At 59.1% G+C, this 18,732-nt stretch carries 17 protein-coding genes and 1 other RNA gene; 11 read left to right on the forward strand and 7 right to left on the reverse strand.

Going from position 1 to position 18,732, the window contains the following annotated elements; all coding sequences use genetic code 11:
• The first annotated feature begins 193 nt into the window (after positions 1-193).
• Both ACPF7Z_RS12545 and ACPF7Z_RS12550 read left to right on the forward strand, forming a co-directional pair.
• On the forward strand, positions 194-526 hold the full coding sequence (locus ACPF7Z_RS12545; RefSeq protein WP_425193589.1) for a hypothetical protein: 333 nt from the start codon (positions 194-196) through the stop codon (positions 524-526).
• 11 nt (positions 527-537) lie between these two features.
• Positions 538-873 carry a hypothetical protein gene (locus ACPF7Z_RS12550; RefSeq protein ID WP_425193590.1) on the forward strand — a complete coding sequence of 112 codons (336 nt, stop codon included), beginning with the start codon at positions 538-540 and terminating at the stop codon, positions 871-873.
• 1 nt (position 874) lies between these two features.
• Here the strand turns inward: ACPF7Z_RS12550 and ACPF7Z_RS12555 are convergent, their stop codons facing one another.
• A complete protein-coding gene (locus ACPF7Z_RS12555; protein ID WP_425193591.1) occupies positions 875-2,104 on the reverse strand; it encodes a UbiH/UbiF/VisC/COQ6 family ubiquinone biosynthesis hydroxylase in 1,230 nt (409 codons plus the stop codon).
• Between the two features lie 252 nt (positions 2,105-2,356).
• On the opposite strand from ACPF7Z_RS12555, the gene ACPF7Z_RS12560 reads away from it, so the two are divergent.
• Positions 2,357-3,883 carry a nucleobase:cation symporter-2 family protein gene (locus ACPF7Z_RS12560; protein ID WP_425193592.1) on the forward strand — a complete coding sequence of 509 codons (1,527 nt, stop codon included), beginning with the start codon at positions 2,357-2,359 and terminating at the stop codon, positions 3,881-3,883.
• A 42-nt stretch (positions 3,884-3,925) separates the two neighbouring features.
• Here the strand turns inward: ACPF7Z_RS12560 and ubiH are convergent, their stop codons facing one another.
• Together ubiH and ACPF7Z_RS12570 are read right to left on the reverse strand one after the other, a co-directional pair.
• Positions 3,926-5,131 (reverse strand): 2-octaprenyl-6-methoxyphenyl hydroxylase, encoded by a 1,206-nt coding sequence (ubiH, locus tag ACPF7Z_RS12565; protein ID WP_425193593.1) that lies wholly within the window; start codon positions 5,129-5,131, stop codon positions 3,926-3,928.
• Positions 5,132-5,346: 215 nt separating this feature from the next.
• Positions 5,347-5,928 (reverse strand): UPF0149 family protein, encoded by a 582-nt coding sequence (locus ACPF7Z_RS12570; protein WP_425193594.1) that lies wholly within the window; start codon positions 5,926-5,928, stop codon positions 5,347-5,349.
• 154 nt (positions 5,929-6,082) lie between these two features.
• On the opposite strand from ACPF7Z_RS12570, the gene ACPF7Z_RS12575 reads away from it, so the two are divergent.
• From ACPF7Z_RS12575 to ACPF7Z_RS12585, 3 genes are all read left to right on the forward strand, one after another.
• Positions 6,083-6,385, forward strand: a complete 303-nt coding sequence (locus ACPF7Z_RS12575; RefSeq protein ID WP_425193595.1) for a cell division protein ZapA — start codon at positions 6,083-6,085, stop codon at positions 6,383-6,385.
• A gap of 56 nt (positions 6,386-6,441) precedes the next feature.
• A non-coding RNA gene (ssrS, locus tag ACPF7Z_RS12580) (6S RNA) lies at positions 6,442-6,626 on the forward strand.
• A gap of 176 nt (positions 6,627-6,802) precedes the next feature.
• On the forward strand, positions 6,803-7,417 hold the full coding sequence (locus ACPF7Z_RS12585; RefSeq protein ID WP_425193596.1) for a 5-formyltetrahydrofolate cyclo-ligase: 615 nt from the start codon (positions 6,803-6,805) through the stop codon (positions 7,415-7,417).
• Between the two features lie 653 nt (positions 7,418-8,070).
• On the opposite strand, the gene ilvA is transcribed toward ACPF7Z_RS12585, so the two are convergent.
• A complete protein-coding gene (gene ilvA / locus ACPF7Z_RS12590) occupies positions 8,071-9,585 on the reverse strand; it encodes a threonine ammonia-lyase, biosynthetic (RefSeq protein WP_425193597.1) in 1,515 nt (504 codons plus the stop codon).
• 122 nt (positions 9,586-9,707) lie between these two features.
• Here ilvA and rpiA point away from each other — a divergent pair, with 122 nt between their 5' ends.
• A complete protein-coding gene (gene rpiA / locus ACPF7Z_RS12595; RefSeq protein WP_425193598.1) occupies positions 9,708-10,385 on the forward strand; it encodes a ribose-5-phosphate isomerase RpiA in 678 nt (225 codons plus the stop codon).
• Between the two features lie 4 nt (positions 10,386-10,389).
• On the opposite strand, the gene waaA is transcribed toward rpiA, so the two are convergent.
• Genes waaA through ACPF7Z_RS12610 form a run of 3 tightly spaced genes read right to left on the reverse strand, consistent with a single transcriptional unit; the run spans position 10,390 to position 14,212 of the window.
• The gene (waaA, locus tag ACPF7Z_RS12600; RefSeq protein ID WP_425193599.1) at positions 10,390-11,685 is read right to left on the reverse strand and encodes a lipid IV(A) 3-deoxy-D-manno-octulosonic acid transferase; all 1,296 of its coding nucleotides are present in this window, start codon (positions 11,683-11,685) and stop codon (positions 10,390-10,392) included.
• Positions 11,686-13,116 carry a bifunctional D-glycero-beta-D-manno-heptose-7-phosphate kinase/D-glycero-beta-D-manno-heptose 1-phosphate adenylyltransferase HldE gene (gene hldE / locus ACPF7Z_RS12605; protein ID WP_425193600.1) on the reverse strand — a complete coding sequence of 477 codons (1,431 nt, stop codon included), beginning with the start codon at positions 13,114-13,116 and terminating at the stop codon, positions 11,686-11,688.
• Positions 13,106-14,212 (reverse strand): glycosyltransferase family 9 protein, encoded by a 1,107-nt coding sequence (locus ACPF7Z_RS12610; protein WP_425193601.1) that lies wholly within the window; start codon positions 14,210-14,212, stop codon positions 13,106-13,108. The genes hldE and ACPF7Z_RS12610 overlap by 11 nt, the downstream gene beginning before the upstream one ends.
• On the opposite strand from ACPF7Z_RS12610, the gene ACPF7Z_RS12615 reads away from it, so the two are divergent.
• From ACPF7Z_RS12615 to ACPF7Z_RS12630, 4 genes are read left to right on the forward strand one after another with little or no spacing between them, the layout of a single operon-like run.
• Positions 14,211-14,978 carry a 3-deoxy-D-manno-octulosonic acid kinase gene (locus ACPF7Z_RS12615; protein ID WP_425193602.1) on the forward strand — a complete coding sequence of 256 codons (768 nt, stop codon included), beginning with the start codon at positions 14,211-14,213 and terminating at the stop codon, positions 14,976-14,978. The two genes, ACPF7Z_RS12610 and ACPF7Z_RS12615, sit on opposite strands and share 2 nt — an antisense overlap.
• Positions 14,979-14,995: 17 nt before the next feature.
• Positions 14,996-16,855, forward strand: a complete 1,860-nt coding sequence (locus tag ACPF7Z_RS12620) for a DUF3413 domain-containing protein (protein ID WP_425193603.1) — start codon at positions 14,996-14,998, stop codon at positions 16,853-16,855.
• A gap of 16 nt (positions 16,856-16,871) precedes the next feature.
• Positions 16,872-17,660, forward strand: a complete 789-nt coding sequence (locus tag ACPF7Z_RS12625) for a glycosyltransferase family 2 protein (protein ID WP_425193604.1) — start codon at positions 16,872-16,874, stop codon at positions 17,658-17,660.
• The gene (locus ACPF7Z_RS12630) at positions 17,654-18,706 is read left to right on the forward strand and encodes a glycosyltransferase family 4 protein (RefSeq protein WP_425193605.1); all 1,053 of its coding nucleotides are present in this window, start codon (positions 17,654-17,656) and stop codon (positions 18,704-18,706) included. Before ACPF7Z_RS12625 ends, ACPF7Z_RS12630 begins: the two co-directional genes overlap by 7 nt.
• Positions 18,707-18,732: the final 26 nt, after the last annotated feature.

Below are 18,732 nucleotides of genomic sequence, written 5' to 3' on the forward strand. Positions count from 1 at the left end.
ATTTTTACTCTCTTTGTAAGACATTAACGATAAACCTGTCAGCCAATCACCACATGAGCCCACGCCCTATTTCTTCTCTGCTTCTAGTCGTATAACGTACAAAAAATCACTATCACGTACAAAAAATTACGTTAAATAATGAACGCGAAGTTCGATGCGTATCGAGCCTTGCTACAGAAGAAGAAATACACTCATGAATGATGTCTCCCTTCCCTTCCAGCCCTTTGAGAAACACCCTCCAGTAGTGAAAGATCAACTGTTCAGTAATTATGGAGGCGTGTTTCTATGGAGTTTGGAGACTCTTAAGCCAATAGCTCAATTTAATGGAAATAGCTCAAAGGTGGATGCGGCTATCAGTCCTGATGGCCAATGGGTCGTAAGCGGTGATGAGAACACCATCGGACTTTACTGGAATACCAATCAACCTGAAAAAAGCATCGAATGGCAGGATATAGTACGGGGATTTTTCTCGAGGATTCTCCATACGATCTTGATGAACCCAGAAAACTTGATAAAAGCGGCTTGATACCTGTGCCCATGGCGGATAAGCCGGATCGCTGGGGAGATCGCCACTTAACCACCGACACCACCGCCGCACTCGCCTTCATCAACGACAGCCAGGAATTCCTGCGCTTCGGTTACCGCTCCCACTGGGTTGCGCTGTTCGAAGCAGGCAATCCCTGGCCGCAGAAATACTTCGACCTCGGCGACGATCCGCATCCCTCGACGTCGTCCTACCTGCGCAGCCTGAGCATCGCCACCTCACCTCAGGCCAAGGTACTGGTGACCGGCCATCGTGACGATGGCGGCATCACTGTCTATCGTTATGATCCGGAGGCACGGACCCTGACCAAGGAGTGGGTCGGCGAGTAGATCAACGACAGCTCGCCGGCAGTCGCCCGCGCTCGCCGATGGCCTGGCGCATCAGCAGGCGCTTGAGGGGCAGCATCCGGTCGACGCCGGACAACCCGACATTGCGTGCCAGACGCAAGGCCGGGTGCTCGGCGCCGAACAGCATCCTAAAGCCGTCCATCAGCGCCAGCATGGCCGTATTGTCACCACGCCGCCGCCGGGCATAGCGAGAGAGAATGCGTAGATCGCCCAGCTCGGCGCCACGCCGGTGCGCTTCGATCAACTCTTCAGCAAGCACCGCGGCATCCATGAAGCCCAGATTGACGCCCTGACCCGCCAAGGGATGGATACTATGGGCTGCGTCTCCTACCAGCGCCAATCCTCCTTCCACATAATGATGGGCATGGCGCTGGGTCAGAGGAACGCCGATCGCGTCGTCGATGACCATGACCTTGCCCAGGCGATGTTCAAACGCCCTGGCCAGCGCACTGCCCAGATCTTCACGAGACAAAGCGCCTAACCGTTCGGCCTCTTGCGGGGTCGTCGACCAGACGATGGAGCAGTAGTGGGCATCACCATCGAGCGTCAGCGGCAGGAACGCCAGAGGCCCGGTCGGGAGGAAGACCTGACGCGCCACGCCGCCGTGGGAGTGCTCGGTGCGTACCGTGGTGACCAGCGCCGTCTGTCCGGTGTCGTGAGCACGCACGTCGATGCCCGCCAGTTCACGTAGCTGGGAGCGTGCGCCATCCGCGGCAACGACCAGGGGCGCCATGAAGCGGCGTCCATCGGCAAGTATTAGCCGGCGCCCCATCGCGGTCGTCTGCAGCGCGTCGACTCTTGCATCGAATATCTGGGTGACGGCGGGCAGTTCGGCCAGGCGAGCCTCGAGTGCTTCCAGCATCACCTCGTTCTCGACGATATGACCCAGTACCGGCGTTCCCGCCTGCTCTGCGTCAAACGAGATGGCGCCGCTACCTTCGGCTTCCCAGACCTGCATGCCCGTGTAAGGTGTTATGCGATGTAGCTGTGGCCAGACCTTGAGTCGTTCCAATAGACGTTGGCTGACCGGCGTCACGGCGCTGACGCGTCGTGCGGGAAGACCTTGGCCGATTCTGCTTGTCTCGAGCGCCTTTGATCGTGCATCGAGTACGCTGACGGCTATACCCGCCTCACCAAGTAACGTGGCTAATACAGCTCCAACCAGCCCACCCCCGACGATCAGGACCTCTGCTCGTTCTTGCTCTCCCTGCATCTTGTGTCACTCCTCTTGAACCTTTTAGGCCTTACGAAAAAGGCCATTCCCGCCTGATGGACAACATACCATGCTCCCGCGCACGGGTAACCGTGATACCGCCTGGCACCTGCACCGTCATGTTGATGACATTACCTTACGAATATTTTATGGAAATAATTTCCACTGAATGCTTTATTGTATACACGACAGTGTTGAAATTGTATTCAATGAGTGTATCAAGCATATAAAAACAATTGCGAGGCAATTGACATGAGCACAACGACCCATGACAAGTCCCATGAGCCTTCGACCAAACGTCCCGAAGACGAAAATCTAGGCCTGGGTGCCAACATTGCCTACGGGCTACAGCACGTATTGACCATGTACGGCGGCATCGTTGCCGTTCCTTTGATTATTGGCCAAGCGGCAGGCCTATCCCCGGCGGATACCGGTGTGCTGATCGCGGCCGCCTTATTCATGGGCGGTGTGGCCACTCTCCTGCAAACCCTGGGACTGCCCTTTTTTGGCTGTCAGCTGCCGCTGGTACAGGGCGTCTCCTTCGCCAGCGTCTCGACCATGATCGCCATCGTCGTTTCCGGTAATGGCCTGCCGGCAGTATTTGGTGCGGTCATGGTTTCGGCCGCCATCGGTTTTCTCATTGCTCCGGTGTTTTCCAAGGTGCTCAAGTTCCTGCCTGCGGTGGTGACCGGAACCATCATCACCACCATCGGCCTAACCTTGATGCCGGTTGCCGCACGCTGGGCCATGGGCGGCAACAGCCAGGCCGAGGATTTTGGTAGCATGGCCAATATCGGCCTGGCCGCCTTTACCTTGTTGCTGGTACTGGTGCTCAGCAAGGTCGGTGTCGCCGCTATTTCTCGGCTATCGATCCTTCTGGCCTTGGTGCTCGGCACTCTATTCGCAACGTTCGTCGGCATGGCGGACTTCTCCAGCATTGACGAGGGGCCGATCTTTGCCTTGCCCATGCCGTTTTATTTTGGGCCACCGACATTCGAAATCCCGGCCATCATCTCCATGCTGATCGTGGTTGTGGTCATTCTCACGGAGACCACCGCAGATATCATCGCGGTGGGGGAAATCGTCGATACCAAGTTAGGTTCCAAGCGTATCGCCGATGGGCTACGGGCCGACATGGGCTCAAGTGCCATAGCGCCTATTTTCGGCTCCTTCACTCAAAGCGCCTTTGCTCAGAATGTCGGGCTGGTAGCCGTGACCGGTGTCAAGAGTCGCTTCGTGGTCGCCGCCGGCGGCATCATCCTGGTAACGCTCGGATTGTTGCCAATCATGGGTCGTGTCATCGCCGCGGTACCCACGGCGGTGTTGGGCGGCGCCGGGCTCGTGCTTTTCGGTACCGTAGCCGCCAGCGGCATTCGCATCCTGGCCCGGGTCGAGTATCGCAACAACATGAACCTGGTCGTCGTGGCGACGGCCCTCGGCTTCGGTATGATCCCGATCGCGGCACCCAACTTCTACGAGCATTTTCCAACCTGGTTCGAGACCATCTTTCACTCCGGCATCAGTTCAGCAGCCATCATGGCGATCCTGCTCAATCTGCTGTTCAACCATATGTCCTTCGGCAATACGGATCAGTCGTCGGTATTCGTCGCCGGCACCGACCGGATCCTGTATCGCAGTGAAGTCGCGGCCTTGAGCGAAGGAGATCATTTCGTGGACGGCCGGCTGTTCAATGCCGAGGGCACGGAAGTACCGATCATCGAAGAGGACGGCACCGTCACCACGGATAATCCGGTGCCCGAAAAGCCGCCGACGGCGTGATGTACCAACAAATCCTCGGGGCCTAGGGCCCGAGGATTCGAGTCAACGCTCTAGCCCCATGGCCCGCCGTGCCAGGGTTCTGCGTAACGGGCCTGCCAGGTTGAGTCCGACCAATCCCGCTGCTCGTGCATGAGACAATAGCGGGTGAGTAATACCAAACAGGCGTACCAGTCCGTCACTGAAACGGATCACGTTACGTCGATCATGCACGCGGCGCGCCTCGAAGGCATTCATGATGACCATGTCGCCGCAGCGATAGCCTTGCGCTAGTCCCTGCTCCAACGCGGCGACCAGATCCATCACACCACGTAATGCCAGATTGAAGCCTTGGCCTGCCACCGGATGCAGTGCATGGGCGGCATTGCCCAGCACGGCAAGCCCCGGGCGCATCACCTCGTCGGCAGTAATCAGCGACAGCGGATAGGCATGACGCTTACCGACCCGCCGGAAACGCCCCGCACGCTCGCCGAACACATGCTGCAGGCGCGTCAGAAAATCCGCATCGCTGAGCGCCAGGGTAGCGCCTTCCGTGCCGCTCTCATGGGTCCATATCAGCTCCATACGATCACGACCCAAGGGCAGTAGTGCTAACGGGCCATTCCGAGTGAATCGCTCGAAGGCGACGCCATGGTGAGGCTGGCTGACTTCAAGATTAGCAATGACGGCCGATTGTTCATAAGGGACTTCATGACTGGCGATGCCCAACTGCTCCTTGAGTCCCGAACGCCCTCCATCCGCCAGGAGGGTCAACGCTGCCGTGATTTCATGATCATCCGAAAGCACAAGGCGGTGGCCGTCGGCTTGGGGCGTGATGTGTTCGACCTTGGCGGGGCAGTGCCAATCGAGTTCGAGTTCAGCAAGTCGCGCATGTAACACCTGACCCATCCAGGCATTCGGCACTACGTAACCCAAGGCCTCGACACCCAGCTCCTCCGCGGTGAGCCGTGTGGCACCCAGCCTGCTCTGCTCACTGACATGGATCATCGAAATGGACCGGGCCTGGCGAGCCATTTCGTCCCAGACGCCCAAGGTCTGGAAATGCCATCGGGACCCCTGTGCGATGGCGCTTGCTCGCGCGTCGAAACTGGGTTGATAGCCATCAAGGTCGGCCCTGGGCAATGCCGCTGCCTCGATCACCGCGACCCGCAGTCCTCTCGCCTGGATCAGCGGTGCGAGGGCACATCCCAGGCTGGCCCCGACGAGTCCGCCACCGACAATCGCGATATCCACTTGATGCCTGTGTGTCATGACTTATCCCGTGTAATCTATATTGACGTTACGTAAATTACGTATTGCCGATTTATATTAGCAATATAAAATTTAAAGTTGACCACAAAGACGTTGATTTCAGCCACCTGTCATCTCTTTTGTGCATGGTATCGTCATTAACGCCTGTCATTGCTCGTAATATTCGCCAAGGTCGCCGCCGGATGTGGCGGAAGCACAGGAGGTGTAACAACACCTTATTGCACGGTGCCATCGTCGGCCTGCTCCACCTGCGGATGGCCGGGGTGCTGCTCGGTATAAAGCAACATGGCCGCCATGCGCGCATGCTCCGTCAGGGCGAAAAGATCGTTCTCATTATCGGCGCTGTCGTCCAGCGCGAGCTCATCGATGCTCGCCAGGGTTTCCAGATCTTCGAGGGCTTCACGCAGGTTGGCCGACCAGGCATTTCGCGTCTCGACGCCGACTTCACCAACCACCTCCAGGAATCCCAGCGTCCACTCCTTCAGGCCCCGGGCACGTTCAGCCAAGGAAAACAGATCATCGGGAAGCAATGGCTCGTAATTGAGCTCGGGGGCAGAGAGGGCGTCCAGGGTCTGACGACGCCATCCCAGTAGCACCTGGGCATCTTCGCGCTCACGCGGCTGCTCGACACCCAATGCGGCGCTCACCTCTTCCAGCCACTGCTCCGCGGGCAGGTCATGAAGCGCCAGCTCGGCACTCAGCCGTCCATCGAGAAAGGCCGGCGATTGCAGACTGCCGTGGGCGAGAAACACATCGGCGACGCTGGAGAAGTCGTGCTGGTCGTTGATGATGGACATGCGCACTCCATAAGCATTGACGAGAAACGAACAGGCCGGCGACCGTGATCTGAGTTGCGTTGACCGGCCAATGCTGCCTCTCTATAGTGGCTCGAAACTGCTTTCATCTTACCGTATCGGGTCTGGTAATGACCCACTCTCCTCGGAGCCTGACATGACGGATGCCACACGGCCAACCACCGAGATTACGCTGCTTGGACGCTCCTATGTCATTGCCTGCCCACCGGAGCAGGAGGATGAACTCAACCGGGCGGCGCGCTATCTCGATCGTGCCATGCATGGCATTCATTCCCGGGGCAAGGTACTGGGTGCCGAGAAGATCGCCATTATGGCGGCGCTGAACATTACTCATGAGTTGCTGCATGCGATTGAGGAGCGTCGCGAGGATGAGGCCAGTCTAAGCCGCTTGAATGCGCGCCTGGGGCAGGCACTCAACGATGTTGAGAAAGGACGCTAAGGGCTAATAATCCAAACAGGCCTTTGGAGCAGCCTCCGGCTCTGTTAGGATTAAAGCGTTCCCTGGAATGTGCGCCAGTCGTTATAGTCCCTCGAGCCTATGCGCAGTACCCAGGGGGCCAATTGCTAGACAGACCCGTGTGCATGTCCGTGCGACGGAAAGCCTGACGGTCTGTCTGCGGCCACCCACCTTGAACCAGTGGGTTCAAGGGCCAGAACGACAGCGGCATTCTGGGGAACTCTATAGAATCCGTTCATGATCTAGCGAGTTAGAGCCAGACAAGGCATATTCGGACTAAAAAGCGGAGTTTACGAATAGTAAATGAACGTATTAAGGACGAATTTAGCGATGTATGACCGACACGCAGCAGGTCATGGACAGGTTCTTATTCATACCGCCTGATTGGTAGTACCTGCCTTGTCTGATTCATCGATATCGCAACATCAGCGCAAGGCGTTACGACGTGAACTACGCCGACGCAGGCGCTCATTGTCGGCAAGGGAGCAGCGTCAAGCATCGATGGCGCTCTGCCATCGGTTACGGCGTTTACCTGAAGTACAACGTGCTCGCCGTGTCGCCCTTTACCTGCCCAACGATGCTGAAATCGATGCCACCCCCCTGTTGAACTGGTTGCAGCGTCGCGGCGCCCATACCTACCTACCGGTTCTGCGTCCGCTTTGCGATAACCGCTTGTGGTTCGTGCATTATCACCCGGGCACACCCATGGTCTCTAATCGTTTCGGTATCCGGGAGCCCGACACCCGTCATGGAGCTCATCCCGCACGGCGGTTACCCGCCTGGGCGCTGGATCTGGTGTTGCTGCCACTGGTAGGCTTCGATGACGCGGGTAATCGGATGGGCATGGGCGGCGGTTTCTACGACCGAAGTTTTGCCTTCGTGCGCCATCGCCACCCCCGTCCCCGACTGATCGGTGTCAGTCATGACTGTCAACGTGTCGACTGCCTGCCGGTGGCGCCCTGGGACGTCCCCCTGGATGCCATCGTCAGTGACCGGCGCGTCATTCGTCCATGAGTCGGCTACACGGAGTCGGCCTTGAAGACAAAAACCGGTAGCCAGCACTAGGCCAGCTACCGGTTTTGAAGAATCGGATCTCACGCGCAGATGCAGCGTCGATAGGCGTCTGGATCGCTAAATACTTATTCACGATCTAGCGAATTAGTGGCAGACAAGGCGAAACCGGACTAAGAAGCAGAGTTTACTGATGTAAATGAGCATTCTGAAGACGGTTTTAACGCCATATGACCGACACGTAGCAGGTCGTGGGCGGGCTCGAAAGTTTAGCCCCCGACCACGGCTTGGGCATAGCCGGTCGCTACGATACCCAATACAAAGATAAGCACCAACGCCATGATCAAATCAGGTTTACGTTTCATGGCACAACAGCTCCGAAAAATTCCACATTACTGCCTTAATCGGCAGACTTGACTATAGGTCTACGGAAAAAGAATGACAATACGCTCTCGACATTTCTTTCACCGTAAACCCAAAGTAGAAAGCTATTGGCGTAAGCAACCCTTCATTCATATTTTTGCGGTTGGGAAGGCGCTTGCTGCCTGGTCACTTTCTGAATACAGAATAAGCCTAAAAATGTGAAACAAACGGTTGAATAGGCGCTCAAATCTATTTAATTAGCTATTACGACTATAAAGCCGGTCGGTATCTTCTTACGCCATGAATAAGCGATAGGCGACGTTGTCGCTTTCCTTCCAGTACCGATAGCCGATCTCATCGAAGTGCTCCTCGACATGGCCCCGATCGCCATTGGGAATCTGCATGCCCACCAACACACGCCCGTAGGCCGCGCCGTGATTGCGATAATGGAACAGCGAAATGTTCCAGTCCGCCGGCAAATGGGTAAGAAAGTTCATCAGGGCGCCGGGGCGCTCAGGAAACTCGAAGCGATAGACCTGCTCCTCGAAGTGTTCCCGAGGGCGTCCCCCTCCCAGATGGCGAATGTGCAGCTTGGCCAACTCATTGTCGGTCAGATCCTCCACCGGATAATCCGCCTCGCGCAACTTGCGAATCACCTCCTGACGATCCTCACCGCCGGGTTTGACCTGCACCCCAACGAAGATATGGGCACACTCCGGGTCGGCGTAGCGATAGTTGAACTCGGTGACCATGCGTTTGCCGATGATCTTGCAGAATCGCTTGAAGCTGCCTGGCCGCTCGGGGATGGTCACCGCCAGGATTGCCTCGCGCTGTTCACCAAGCTCGGTACGCTCTGCGATATGCTGCAGGCGATCAAAGTTGGTATTGGCACCGGAATTGATGCATAACAGCGTCTCGCCCTCGGCACCGGTCTGCTGCACATATTTCTTGAGTCCGGCCAGGGACAAGGCGCCGGAGGTCTCCGCCACTGCTCGGGTATCCTCGAAGATATCCTTGACCGCCGCGCACATCTCATCGGTATTGACAGTAATCACGTCATCGACCAGATCGCGCATGATGGCAAAAGGTGCCTCGCCGATCTGCGCCACCGCCACGCCCTCGGCGAATACCCCGACCTCCTTGAGCGTCACGCGCTTACCGGCCTCCAATGCCGCCTTGAGACAGGCGCTGTCCTCGGCCTCGACACCGATGACCTTGATCTCAGGGCGCAGGTACTTGACGTAGGCCGCCACCCCGGCGATCAGCCCACCACCGCCGACCGGCACGAAGATGGCATCGAGACGCCCGGCGTGCTGACGCAGGATTTCCATGCCGACCGTGCCCTGGCCGGCGATCACATCCAGGTCGTCGAAGGGTGGAACATAGGTATAACCGTGTTCTTCAATCAACTCCCGAGCATGGGCCAGCGCCTCGCTGAAGGCATCGCCGCGCAACACCACCCGCGCCCCCCGGGCCCGCACAGCCTGGACCTTGATTTCGGGGGTAATACGGGGCATCACGATGACCGCTTTCACCCCCATCAGTTTCGCTGCCAGCGCCAATCCCTGGGCATGATTGCCTGCGGAGGCGGCGATCACGCCCTTGGCCTTCTGAGCCTCGGATAACTGTGCCATGCGGTTATAAGCACCGCGAATCTTGAAGGAAAAAACCGGCTGAAGATCCTCGCGCTTGATCAGCACCTGATTGTTGAGTCGGCGCGACAAAAAAGGAGCGGAGGTAATGGGGGTTTCCCGGGCCGCTTCATAGACGCGAGCCTGGAGTATCTTCTTGACGGTATCTTCGAGCATCCTGATGTCCTGAAAGTCGTACAATGCGACGGCTGGCCGCCCCCCGAACCCCGATGTATCGGTGTCCGGAATGATGGGATCGCCTATAATGGCATTTTTCCCACTGGCCAACGAGTCTTCTAATGAATCAGGACGCTCTCAAGCGCGAGGTGGCGGCGGCCGCCATTGATGAAATTCGCCCCCTGCTGGCCAGGGATACCGTGATCGGTGTGGGCACCGGCTCCACGGCCAATCACTTCATCGACCTGCTCGCCGAATTGCGTCACGATTTTCAGGGCGCAGTGGCCAGCTCCCAGGCGACCGCGGAGCGTCTGAAGGGACATGGTATCGACGTCTTCGAGCTCAACCACGTTGGTAGCGTGCCGGTCTACATCGATGGAGCGGACGAGATCAACCCACATCTGGAAATGATCAAAGGCGGCGGCGCGGCCCTGACCCGGGAGAAGATCGCCGCCGCCTGCGCCGAACGTTTCATCTGTATCGCCGATGTCTCGAAGCGCGTCACCGTGCTGGGCGGCTTCCCTTTGCCTATCGAGGTGATTCCCATGGCGCGCTCCTACGTCGCCCGTGAACTGGTCAAGCGCGGCATCACGCCGGTCTATCGCGACGGCGTGGTCACCGACAACGGCAATCAGATTCTCGACTGCTACGACTTCCTGATCGAGGACCCTCAGCGGGTCGAGTTCGATCTCAACAACATCGTCGGCGTGGTGACCAACGGCCTGTTCGCTCACCGCTCCGCGGATGTGCTACTGCTGGGTTCCGATAGTGGCGTGGAGCGTTTGCTACGCCCGGAGTAAGTCATCACTTACGTGGGAGCAGGCGCTCCAGCCCCTTCAGGGTACGTTGTAGCGCTCCTCTGTTGGCGTCGATGGCAGCCAGCCCCGCTGCCGCCTGACGATGGCATTTCTCAGGATCATTCAGCAGCGCGATCAGCGCCTCGCCGAGAGCGGCGGCGTCTGCCACCTCCACCAGGGCCCCCGCCTCACGCAAGGGCTTGGCGACATCCTCGAAATTGGCAAGCGCCGGGCCGCTGAGTACCGGAATGCCCAGCGCCGCGGGCTCCAGCAGATTGTGCCCCCCGACAGGAACCAAACTGCCGCCGACGAAGGCGAGGTTAGCGGCGCCGTAGAGCGTTCTCAGCTCACCCATGGTGTCCCCGAGATACACTGTCGTATCGGCCTGAACCGCCTCTTGGCGGGAGCGTCTCGCCAACCGCTCGCCCTGACGCTGGCAGAGGGCGGCAACCGTATCGAAACGCTGGGGATGTCGCGGCACCAGGATCAACAAGGCGGACGGGTAACGCTCGCGCAACCTCTCATGGGCCATCAGTACCTGCTCATCCTCACCGGAATGAGTCGAGGCGGCGATCCACACGGGACGCTCCCCGAATTTTATGGGTAAGTACTCACTATCATCTGAAACACCGACAGGCAGGAAAATATCGAACTTGAGAGAGCCGACGACGGCCTTTCTCGAGACTGCCATGCCCAGGCTTCGAAAACGTTCGGCATCCTGCTCCGACTTGGCCGCCAGCCAATCGACCTTGCTGAGCGCATCCGCCATCAGTGCGCCGACCCGCCGATAGCCGCGCAACGCCTTGGCCGACAACCGCCCATTGACGACGGCTATCGGGATCCGCTGCCGGTGGCAGGCATGCAGCAGATTGGGCCACAGCTCGGTTTCGAAGAAGATCGCCATCTCGGGCCGAAGCCGGGCAATGAAACGACGCGTTGCTCCGGGGAAGTCCAGAGGAACGAAGTAATGACTCACTTCGCCTTCGAACAGCGATTTTACCTGCGACGCCCCGGTGGCTGTCATGGTCGTGATCACGAGACGATGGCCAGGATAACGCTCGAGTAACGATGCGATCAGAGGTCGCGCGGCCTGGACCTCCCCTACCGAGGCGGCATGTAGCCAGAGCCTGGGCTGCTCGGTCGATATAGTGATCAGTCCAAGGCGTTCACGGCGCGGGTTGGTGGGCACCCACTCACGCCACACGCGCCATACTATCAAGGGCGAAAGTAGATAAAGAACTGAACTGTAGAGCCAGCGCGCCCAAGGGTGGCGACGAATCTCGGACGCTTCATGCGCAGGCATCTAGCGCTCGCGATCGAGAATGGTCGTGATCATCGCGGTGGTCGAGACACCGTCCTCGAAATCCAGCACCCGGACTTCACCACCATTGGCGATGACCGCCTCCCCCCCGGCGATCTCTTCCGGCAGGTAGTCGCCGCCCTTGACCAGCACGTCCGGGAGCAACGCCTCGATCAGGCGCGCCGGGGTATCTTCCCGAAAGGCAACCACCCAATCCACCGCCCCCAGCCCGCTGAGCACCTGCATGCGGCGTTGCAACGGGTTGATAGGCCGGCGTGGTCCCTTGAGGCGGGCGATGGAGGCATCGTCATTGACCGCGACGATCAGGCGATCACCGAGTCGCCGCGCCTGCTCGAGGTAAGCGACGTGACCGGCATGCAGGATATCGAAACAGCCATTGGTCATGACCACCCGCTCCCCGCGGGCCTGGGCAGCCTTGACCGCTTCTATCAGCGCGGGCTCCTCGATCAGACCGAACTCGGCCAGCTTGTCGCCGTGTAGCGCGGTATACAGCTCGGCTACCGATAGGGTCGCGGTGCCGGGCTTGGCCACCACCAAGCCTGCGGCCAGATTGGCCAGGGTCATCGCCTCCGGATAGCCGTGTCCCGCCGCCAGCGCCAGCCCCAGCACGCCGATCACCGTATCGCCGGCACCGGTGACATCGAAGACTTCCCGAGCGTGAGTCGGCAGATGCAACGGCGTGTGATTCTCGCGAATCAGGGTCATGCCCTTCTCGCTGCGGGTGATCAGCACTGCCTCGAGATCCAGTTCGCTGCGCAGGCGCTCACCTTTCTCGGTCAATTCCGCATCGTCGCGGCAGGGTCCGACCACGGCCTCGAATTCACCGATGTTGGGGGTGATGACACTGGCGCCCCGATAACGCCGGAAGTCTGTGCCCTTGGGATCAACCAGCACGCGCTTGCCCCGGGCACGAATCGCTGCGATCAACTCTTCGACCCGGTTGAGAGTGCCCTTGCCATAATCGGAGAGGATGACCACATCGATATCGGGAAGTACCGTCTCGACCCGCTCGAGCAACTCCCTAGTATCGATATCGGCCACATTTTCCTCGAAATCGAGGCGAATCAATTGCTGGTTACGACTCATGACTCGCAGCTTGGTAATCGTTGGTATTACGGCGCTGCGCTGAAAGTAAACGCTTACTTCGGCATCTTCTAGACGTGACGTGAGCAAATCCGCGTTGCTGTCATCCCCCACCAAGCCCGCCAGTGCCGCATGGCCACCCAAGGAGGTAATATTGAGCGCCACGTTGGCGGCGCCCCCAGGACGGTCCTCGGCTTCGCCTACGCGCACCACCGGCACCGGAGCCTCGGGGGAGATACGCGAGGTACCGCCATGCCAGTAGCGATCGAGCATGACATCGCCGACAACCAGTAGGCGGGCCTGTTCCAGGGCGGTCAGATCAAACTTCATTGCGTGACTCCGGAGTCATGGCATCAGGGCGTGATGCAAGCAGCGTATCGAGGCGTTCGATGACATCATCGGCCTGGATCAGCGACATCGCATCCGGATGGCGGACACGATCGCCCCAGTTGATCTCGTCGAGCTGCTTGTGCATATAGGTACGCACCGCCTCGGGATAGCGATTGACGACATAGTCGCGCCAACAGTAAGGCGCCGCACGCTCCGGATTGGTGGTCGCGTAAAGCCCCACGGTCGGGGTACCCAGCGCATTCGCCATGTGTACCGGTCCCGAATCCGGCGCCACCACGGCGCGGGCTCCCTTGATCAGCGCCAGCAAGCCCTTGAGTGAACTCTTGCCGATGGCATCAATCACCGCCTCGGGAACGGTCAGCGCGCGGATGCGTTCACCCATTTCCCGCTCTTGGGGGCTACCCCCCCCACTGATCAGGGTCTTCAAACCATGTTGATTCCATACATGCTCAATAACCGTCGCATAGCCCTCTGCCGACCAGTTACGGAAATTACGCAGGCGTGGATTGGCGCAGGGACTCACCAGTACATAAGGCGAGTCAGCGGTAAGTCGTCTCGCTTCGCCATGGGCCGTCTCGGGTATCGGCAGGTTCCATTCAAGATGGTTGGTGTTGATCGAATCGACTCCCAAGGCGCGGGCGAAATCCATGAAGGATTCGAGCACATGGGCCTTGGGGTGCGCCGCCAACTGCCGATGCGTGAACCAACGCTGCCAATCCTTGGAGCGTGCCTTGTCGTAACCGATACGCACGTTCGCCTTGAGCCCCAGAGAGAGCGCACTGGCCCGCAGCGCCTGTTGCATGTGCAATAGCACATCGAACCGGGTATCGCCAAGCTCACGCCACAGTTTTCGCATGCCCGCAAATCCGCTGGCCTTGTCATAGACGACGAACTCGACCCCGGACAGGCCAGAAAGTAGACTGTATTCTCCCGTGCCGATGATCCAGGTAATACGCGCCTCAGGCCACTGACGCTGTAGCGCACGCACGGTAGGAACCAGATTGCAGACATCGCCCAGCGCGGAGAGTCGTAGCACGCAAATATGCGCAGGACAGGCAGGCAGAGGATGCTTCATGCGGTTGGTGACACTCCAGTTGGGCAAGGAATACATTTTATATGATGCAGGCATTCTATGGGACGCGACAGGCACGTCACAAATCGCCACTGCTCACCCGACACCCGTCACCCCCGATCCGGCCTGGTTCAAAGCCGGTTTCTGGCAGGCGCGCGGTGCGGTGATCGGTCAGGCGCCGGGGCGAGGCACCAGCCTGTTCGTCGATGCCTCGAGCGTCACTTCCGGCACGGCCCCCGGCGAGGCGCAGTGGGTGCTGCGTGGCTACCACCGAGGCGGCCTGGTGGCACGTGTCACTACCTCCCGCTATATCTGGCTAGGACTTGAACGTACCCGGGCCTTTCGTGAATTGCGCCTGACCGCCCTGCTATACGAAAAGGGATTGCCCGTTGCACAGCCAGTGGCCTCCTTGGTGCGGCGTGTCGGGCCTATCTATGAGGCCGCTCTGCTCACGGCACGCATCAAAAATGCCCGCGCCTTGGCGGAGGTATTGCCTCAGGCGGATAAAGCATTGCTTATACGGGTAGGCAGGACCATTCGGCGCTTTCACGAGGCCGGTCTCGATCATGTCGACCTCAATGCGCGTAACCTGCTCATCACGCCCGACGAGCAGGTCTGGCTGATCGATCTGGATCGCTGCCGTTTGCGGCGCCCCGGACGTTGGCAACAGTCCAACCTGCAACGTCTCGCGCGCTCGCTGACAAAATTTTCATCCAATGACACCGACCGCCACTGGCCACCCTTGTTACAGGGCTACCGTCAACCGTAATGAGCGAATCATCCTCCATGTCCGATTCTTCTCGCCCCCATTTCCGACAGCGTCTGCGAGCCAGCCTTGCCTTTGCACTGGTCAACCTGGTGCTGGTCTGGCTGATTGCCCTGCGTTACACGCCCTACCTGGAAGTCCCCGATGATGTGCTGGGCATCAGCTATCTGATTCTGACCTGGATGGGCCATTTCGCCCTGCTTACTCTTCTGGCTTGGCTACCCCTCGGCCTGCTGGCACTGGTATTGCCTCGTCGCACCCTCTGGCTACCCGCTGCCTTGCTGGCCTCGGCAGGCTTATGGCTATTGCTGCTCGACACCGGGGTCTATGCCCAATATCGCTTTCATATCAACAACTTCATGGTATCGCTGTTTCTCGATGACAAGAACGGCGACATCTTCAGTTTCCCGCTTTCCACCTGGCTCATCGTCGGCGGTATAGCCCTGGTACTCCTGCTCGCCGAGGCCTGGCTGGCGGCACGCCTGTTCGCCTCGCCACGGGTCCAGCGCTTGCCTTTATGGCGCGGTGTCACCTTGCTGATGATGGCGATGATCGCCAGCCACGCCCTCCATGTCGTCGCCGATGCCCGCTATCGCACGAGCGTCACCCAGCAGGTAGGGATCTTTCCGCTGCTGTTCCCGGCCACCGCCAAGGACTTCATGGAAGAACATGGCTGGCTCGATCCGCGTGCTGCCCGGGCGGCTCGTGTTGATCTAAACAAGCAAAGCCCCGACACCCTGCAGTGGCCGAGAACGCCGCTTAGCTGTTCACCCCAGGACGATCAGCCCAATGTACTGTTCATCGTCATCGACTCCTGGCGTTACGACGAATACGGCCCCGAGAACACCCCGGCGATGTACGACGCCCTGGCCGACGAGGGTCGGCGCTATGCGGATCACTTCAGCGGCGGGAATGCGACACGCACAGGAATCATGAGCCTGTTCTACGGGCTGACGGGTAATTATTATCGGCTTTTGCAGGATACACAGACCCCGGCGCTGCTGATCACGCAACTTCAGGAGCAGGGCTATGAGATGGGTATCTTCAGCTCCGCCAGCCTGGATAGCGTCGGGTTCGACCGTTCGGTATTTGCCTCGATTCCCGAACTGCGGCCGGCCGCCGAAGGCGACACGCCGGTCGTTCGCGATCGCAACATGACCGAGGCATGGCTCGAGTGGCAGGCCTCACGTCAGCGTGACAATGCCAACGCTCCCTGGTTCAGCCTGCTGTTCTACGATGCGCCTCACGGCTATGCGGTACCCGACGACCTGGAGGTTCCCTTCGAACCTGCGGCCGAGTCGATGGATTATCTAAAGCTTGGACCGGAAACAGACCCCACGCCCTATCGCAATCTGCACCGCAATGCCGTCTATTTCGACGATCAGCTGATCGCCAGGGTCATCAAAGAGCTCCAGGACAACGGTGAATGGGATAACACCGTGCTGGTCGTTACCGGCGATCACGGTCAGTCGTTCAACGACTTCGGCAAGAACTACTGGGGGCACAACAGTCACTTCGCCCCGCCCCAGACCCGGGTGCCGTTGATTCTTCACGGACCGGGCATCCCCGCCGGCGAGCACGACGGTACCACCAGCCATCTGGATGTGGCGCCGACGCTGATGCGTCATGTCCTGGGTTGCTCCAACCCCTTCAGCGATTACAGTCATGGGCGTGATCTGCTCGACTCAACGTTGGACCATGATTGGGTGTCGGCCAGCAGCTATCTCGACCTAGCCGTCATCGAACAGGATCGCATCACGGTGATCGATGGCGCCGGGGGTTGGAAAGTGGTCGATCATCAGTTGGCGCCTCAGGAGAAGACGATCTCGCCGGCAGTATTCGAGGCCATGCAGGCGCTCAAACAGTTTTATCCCGAGTAAATCGAGTAGATGTTCAATGACCAATATCACCGGTGTCGTCATTACACTGAACGAAGCTGCCAACATCGAAGCCTGTCTGGTCTCGCTGGCACGGGTGTGCGATGAGTTGATCGTCGTCGACTCGGGCTCGACGGACGCCACCCGCCAGCTCGCCGAACAGTCAGGTGCGCGGGTGATTGAACAACCCTATCTGGGCGACGGGCCGCAGAAGAATGTCGGTCCGGCCCAGGCAAGCCACCGCTGGGTATTGTCCCTGGACGCAGATGAGCGTTTGAGCAAAGAGGCCATTCAAGCAATCGAACAGCTCGACCTGGAAAAATGCGAATACGATTCTTTCGCATTTAGGCGCCGCAACCATCTGGGCTCGCGCTGGATCAAGACCTGCGGCTGGTACCCGGACTACTGCGTGCGATTGTTCGATCGTGAACGCACGGGCTTCTCCGATAGTCGACAGCACGCCTCGGTCAACGCTGCTAAGGCGGCCCGGCTGGAAGCGGATATCGAGCACTACTCCTTCGCCAACCTCAGCGAGCTTTTCACCAAGGCCAGCGGTCGCTTCTCCAGTCGCGCCGCCAAGATCATGTACCTCAAGGGCAAGCGTGCCAGCTCTTTATCGCCCTTCTTGCACGGCACTAATGCCTTTCTGCGCAAATATATCTTCCAGCGCGGCTTCACCTCCGGCCTCGATGGTGTTTCTGTGGCACTCTCTGCCGCCGTGAATGCCTATCTCAAGTACGCCAAGCTGCTGGAATTGCAGCGTGATTCTCAGGTTCGCGACGCCGAGGACTTCGATCGGATATGGTAGCGACCGCGTCAGCGAGACCCCATGTTCGCCACGTCAATCTGGCCCGCGGCTTTCGCGGTGGCGAACGTCAGACCGAGCTGTTGATACGGGCACTGGCAAAACAGGGCATCCGCCAGAGCCTGGTGTGTCGCCGCGACTCACCGCTGCGTGACGAACTCGTGGATCTCGATATCACCCTGATTGCCGCCAATCATCAGCTCGCCGGCCACTTCGCCGCCGAACGAGCCGATATCGTGCACGCTCACGAGGCCAAGGCCGTGCATTGGGCCTTTGTACAGCAACGCCTGCGTGGCACGCCCTATCTGATCACGCGGCGGGTGCCTCAACCGGTCAAGAACAAGCCATTCAACCGCCTGGCCTATCGCGGAGCATCCTTTGCGGTCGCCATCTCATCGGTGATCGAGCAGCATCTACGCGAGCGTAACTGGTGCTCGGTCACGCGCATTCCCAGCGCCCTGGCACATTTACCTAGCGATCCAGATAGAGTCGCCGCCCTGCGCCAGCGTTTTCAAGGGCGACGCGTCGTGGGTCACATCGGCGCGCTGGTCGATCGTCATAAGGGCCAACGTCTGTTGATCGAGGCCGCCCGCTTGCTGCAGGAAAGCTATCCCGATCTACTGTTCTTGTGCCTGGGTAAAGGAGAAGACGAGGCCGCTCTCAAGCGCGAAAGCGCCGATCTTGACAACCTGATCTGGGAAGGCTTTCACGATAATGTCGGCGACTACCTGCAAGTGATGGATCTGTTCGCGTTCCCCTCGCGCAATGAAGGCTTGGGGTCGATTCTGCTCGACGTCATGGATCATGGCGTGCCGATCGTAGCCGCCGATGTGGATGGCATCCCCGACATCGTGATTCACGATCATAGCGGCTGGCTGATCCCTCCCGGAGATGCCTCTATGCTGGCGAAAGCGATCGTGCAGCTAATCGATGCCCCCAGACTGCGCGAACAGCTAGCACAGGAAGCACGCCAACGCCTTGAGGACTTCACCCCCCGGGCCATGGCCGATGCGTATCTGGCCCTGTATCGCCGTATCTGTCCAATATGATGTTTCGACGTTGGTGCCTGGCATCC

The sequence above is a fragment of the Halomonas sp. GXIMD04776 genome (assembly GCF_049808615.1).
Taxonomy (GTDB): Bacteria; Pseudomonadota; Gammaproteobacteria; order Pseudomonadales; family Halomonadaceae; genus Modicisalibacter.

What these genes read in the sequence shown, in the direction of transcription:
- ACPF7Z_RS12545 (WP_425193589.1), top strand. Translation starts at nt 194, where the DNA reads ATGAATGATGTCTCCCTTCCCTTCCAGCCCTTTGAGAAACACCCTCCA.
- ACPF7Z_RS12550 (WP_425193590.1), top strand. Translation starts at nt 538, where the DNA reads ATGGCGGATAAGCCGGATCGCTGGGGAGATCGCCACTTAACCACCGAC.
- ACPF7Z_RS12555 (WP_425193591.1), bottom strand. Translation starts at nt 2,104, where the DNA reads ATGCAGGGAGAGCAAGAACGAGCAGAGGTCCTGATCGTCGGGGGTGGG.
- ACPF7Z_RS12560 (WP_425193592.1), top strand. Translation starts at nt 2,357, where the DNA reads ATGAGCACAACGACCCATGACAAGTCCCATGAGCCTTCGACCAAACGT.
- ubiH (WP_425193593.1), bottom strand. Translation starts at nt 5,131, where the DNA reads ATGACACACAGGCATCAAGTGGATATCGCGATTGTCGGTGGCGGACTC.
- ACPF7Z_RS12570 (WP_425193594.1), bottom strand. Translation starts at nt 5,928, where the DNA reads ATGTCCATCATCAACGACCAGCACGACTTCTCCAGCGTCGCCGATGTG.
- ACPF7Z_RS12575 (WP_425193595.1), top strand. Translation starts at nt 6,083, where the DNA reads ATGACGGATGCCACACGGCCAACCACCGAGATTACGCTGCTTGGACGC.
- ilvA (WP_425193597.1), bottom strand. Translation starts at nt 9,585, where the DNA reads ATGCTCGAAGATACCGTCAAGAAGATACTCCAGGCTCGCGTCTATGAA.
- rpiA (WP_425193598.1), top strand. Translation starts at nt 9,708, where the DNA reads ATGAATCAGGACGCTCTCAAGCGCGAGGTGGCGGCGGCCGCCATTGAT.
- waaA (WP_425193599.1), bottom strand. Translation starts at nt 11,685, where the DNA reads ATGCCTGCGCATGAAGCGTCCGAGATTCGTCGCCACCCTTGGGCGCGC.
- hldE (WP_425193600.1), bottom strand. Translation starts at nt 13,116, where the DNA reads ATGAAGTTTGATCTGACCGCCCTGGAACAGGCCCGCCTACTGGTTGTC.
- ACPF7Z_RS12615 (WP_425193602.1), top strand. Translation starts at nt 14,211, where the DNA reads ATGCGGTTGGTGACACTCCAGTTGGGCAAGGAATACATTTTATATGAT.
- ACPF7Z_RS12610 (WP_425193601.1), bottom strand. Translation starts at nt 14,212, where the DNA reads ATGAAGCATCCTCTGCCTGCCTGTCCTGCGCATATTTGCGTGCTACGA.
- ACPF7Z_RS12620 (WP_425193603.1), top strand. Translation starts at nt 14,996, where the DNA reads ATGTCCGATTCTTCTCGCCCCCATTTCCGACAGCGTCTGCGAGCCAGC.
- ACPF7Z_RS12625 (WP_425193604.1), top strand. Translation starts at nt 16,872, where the DNA reads ATGACCAATATCACCGGTGTCGTCATTACACTGAACGAAGCTGCCAAC.
- ACPF7Z_RS12630 (WP_425193605.1), top strand. Translation starts at nt 17,654, where the DNA reads ATGGTAGCGACCGCGTCAGCGAGACCCCATGTTCGCCACGTCAATCTG.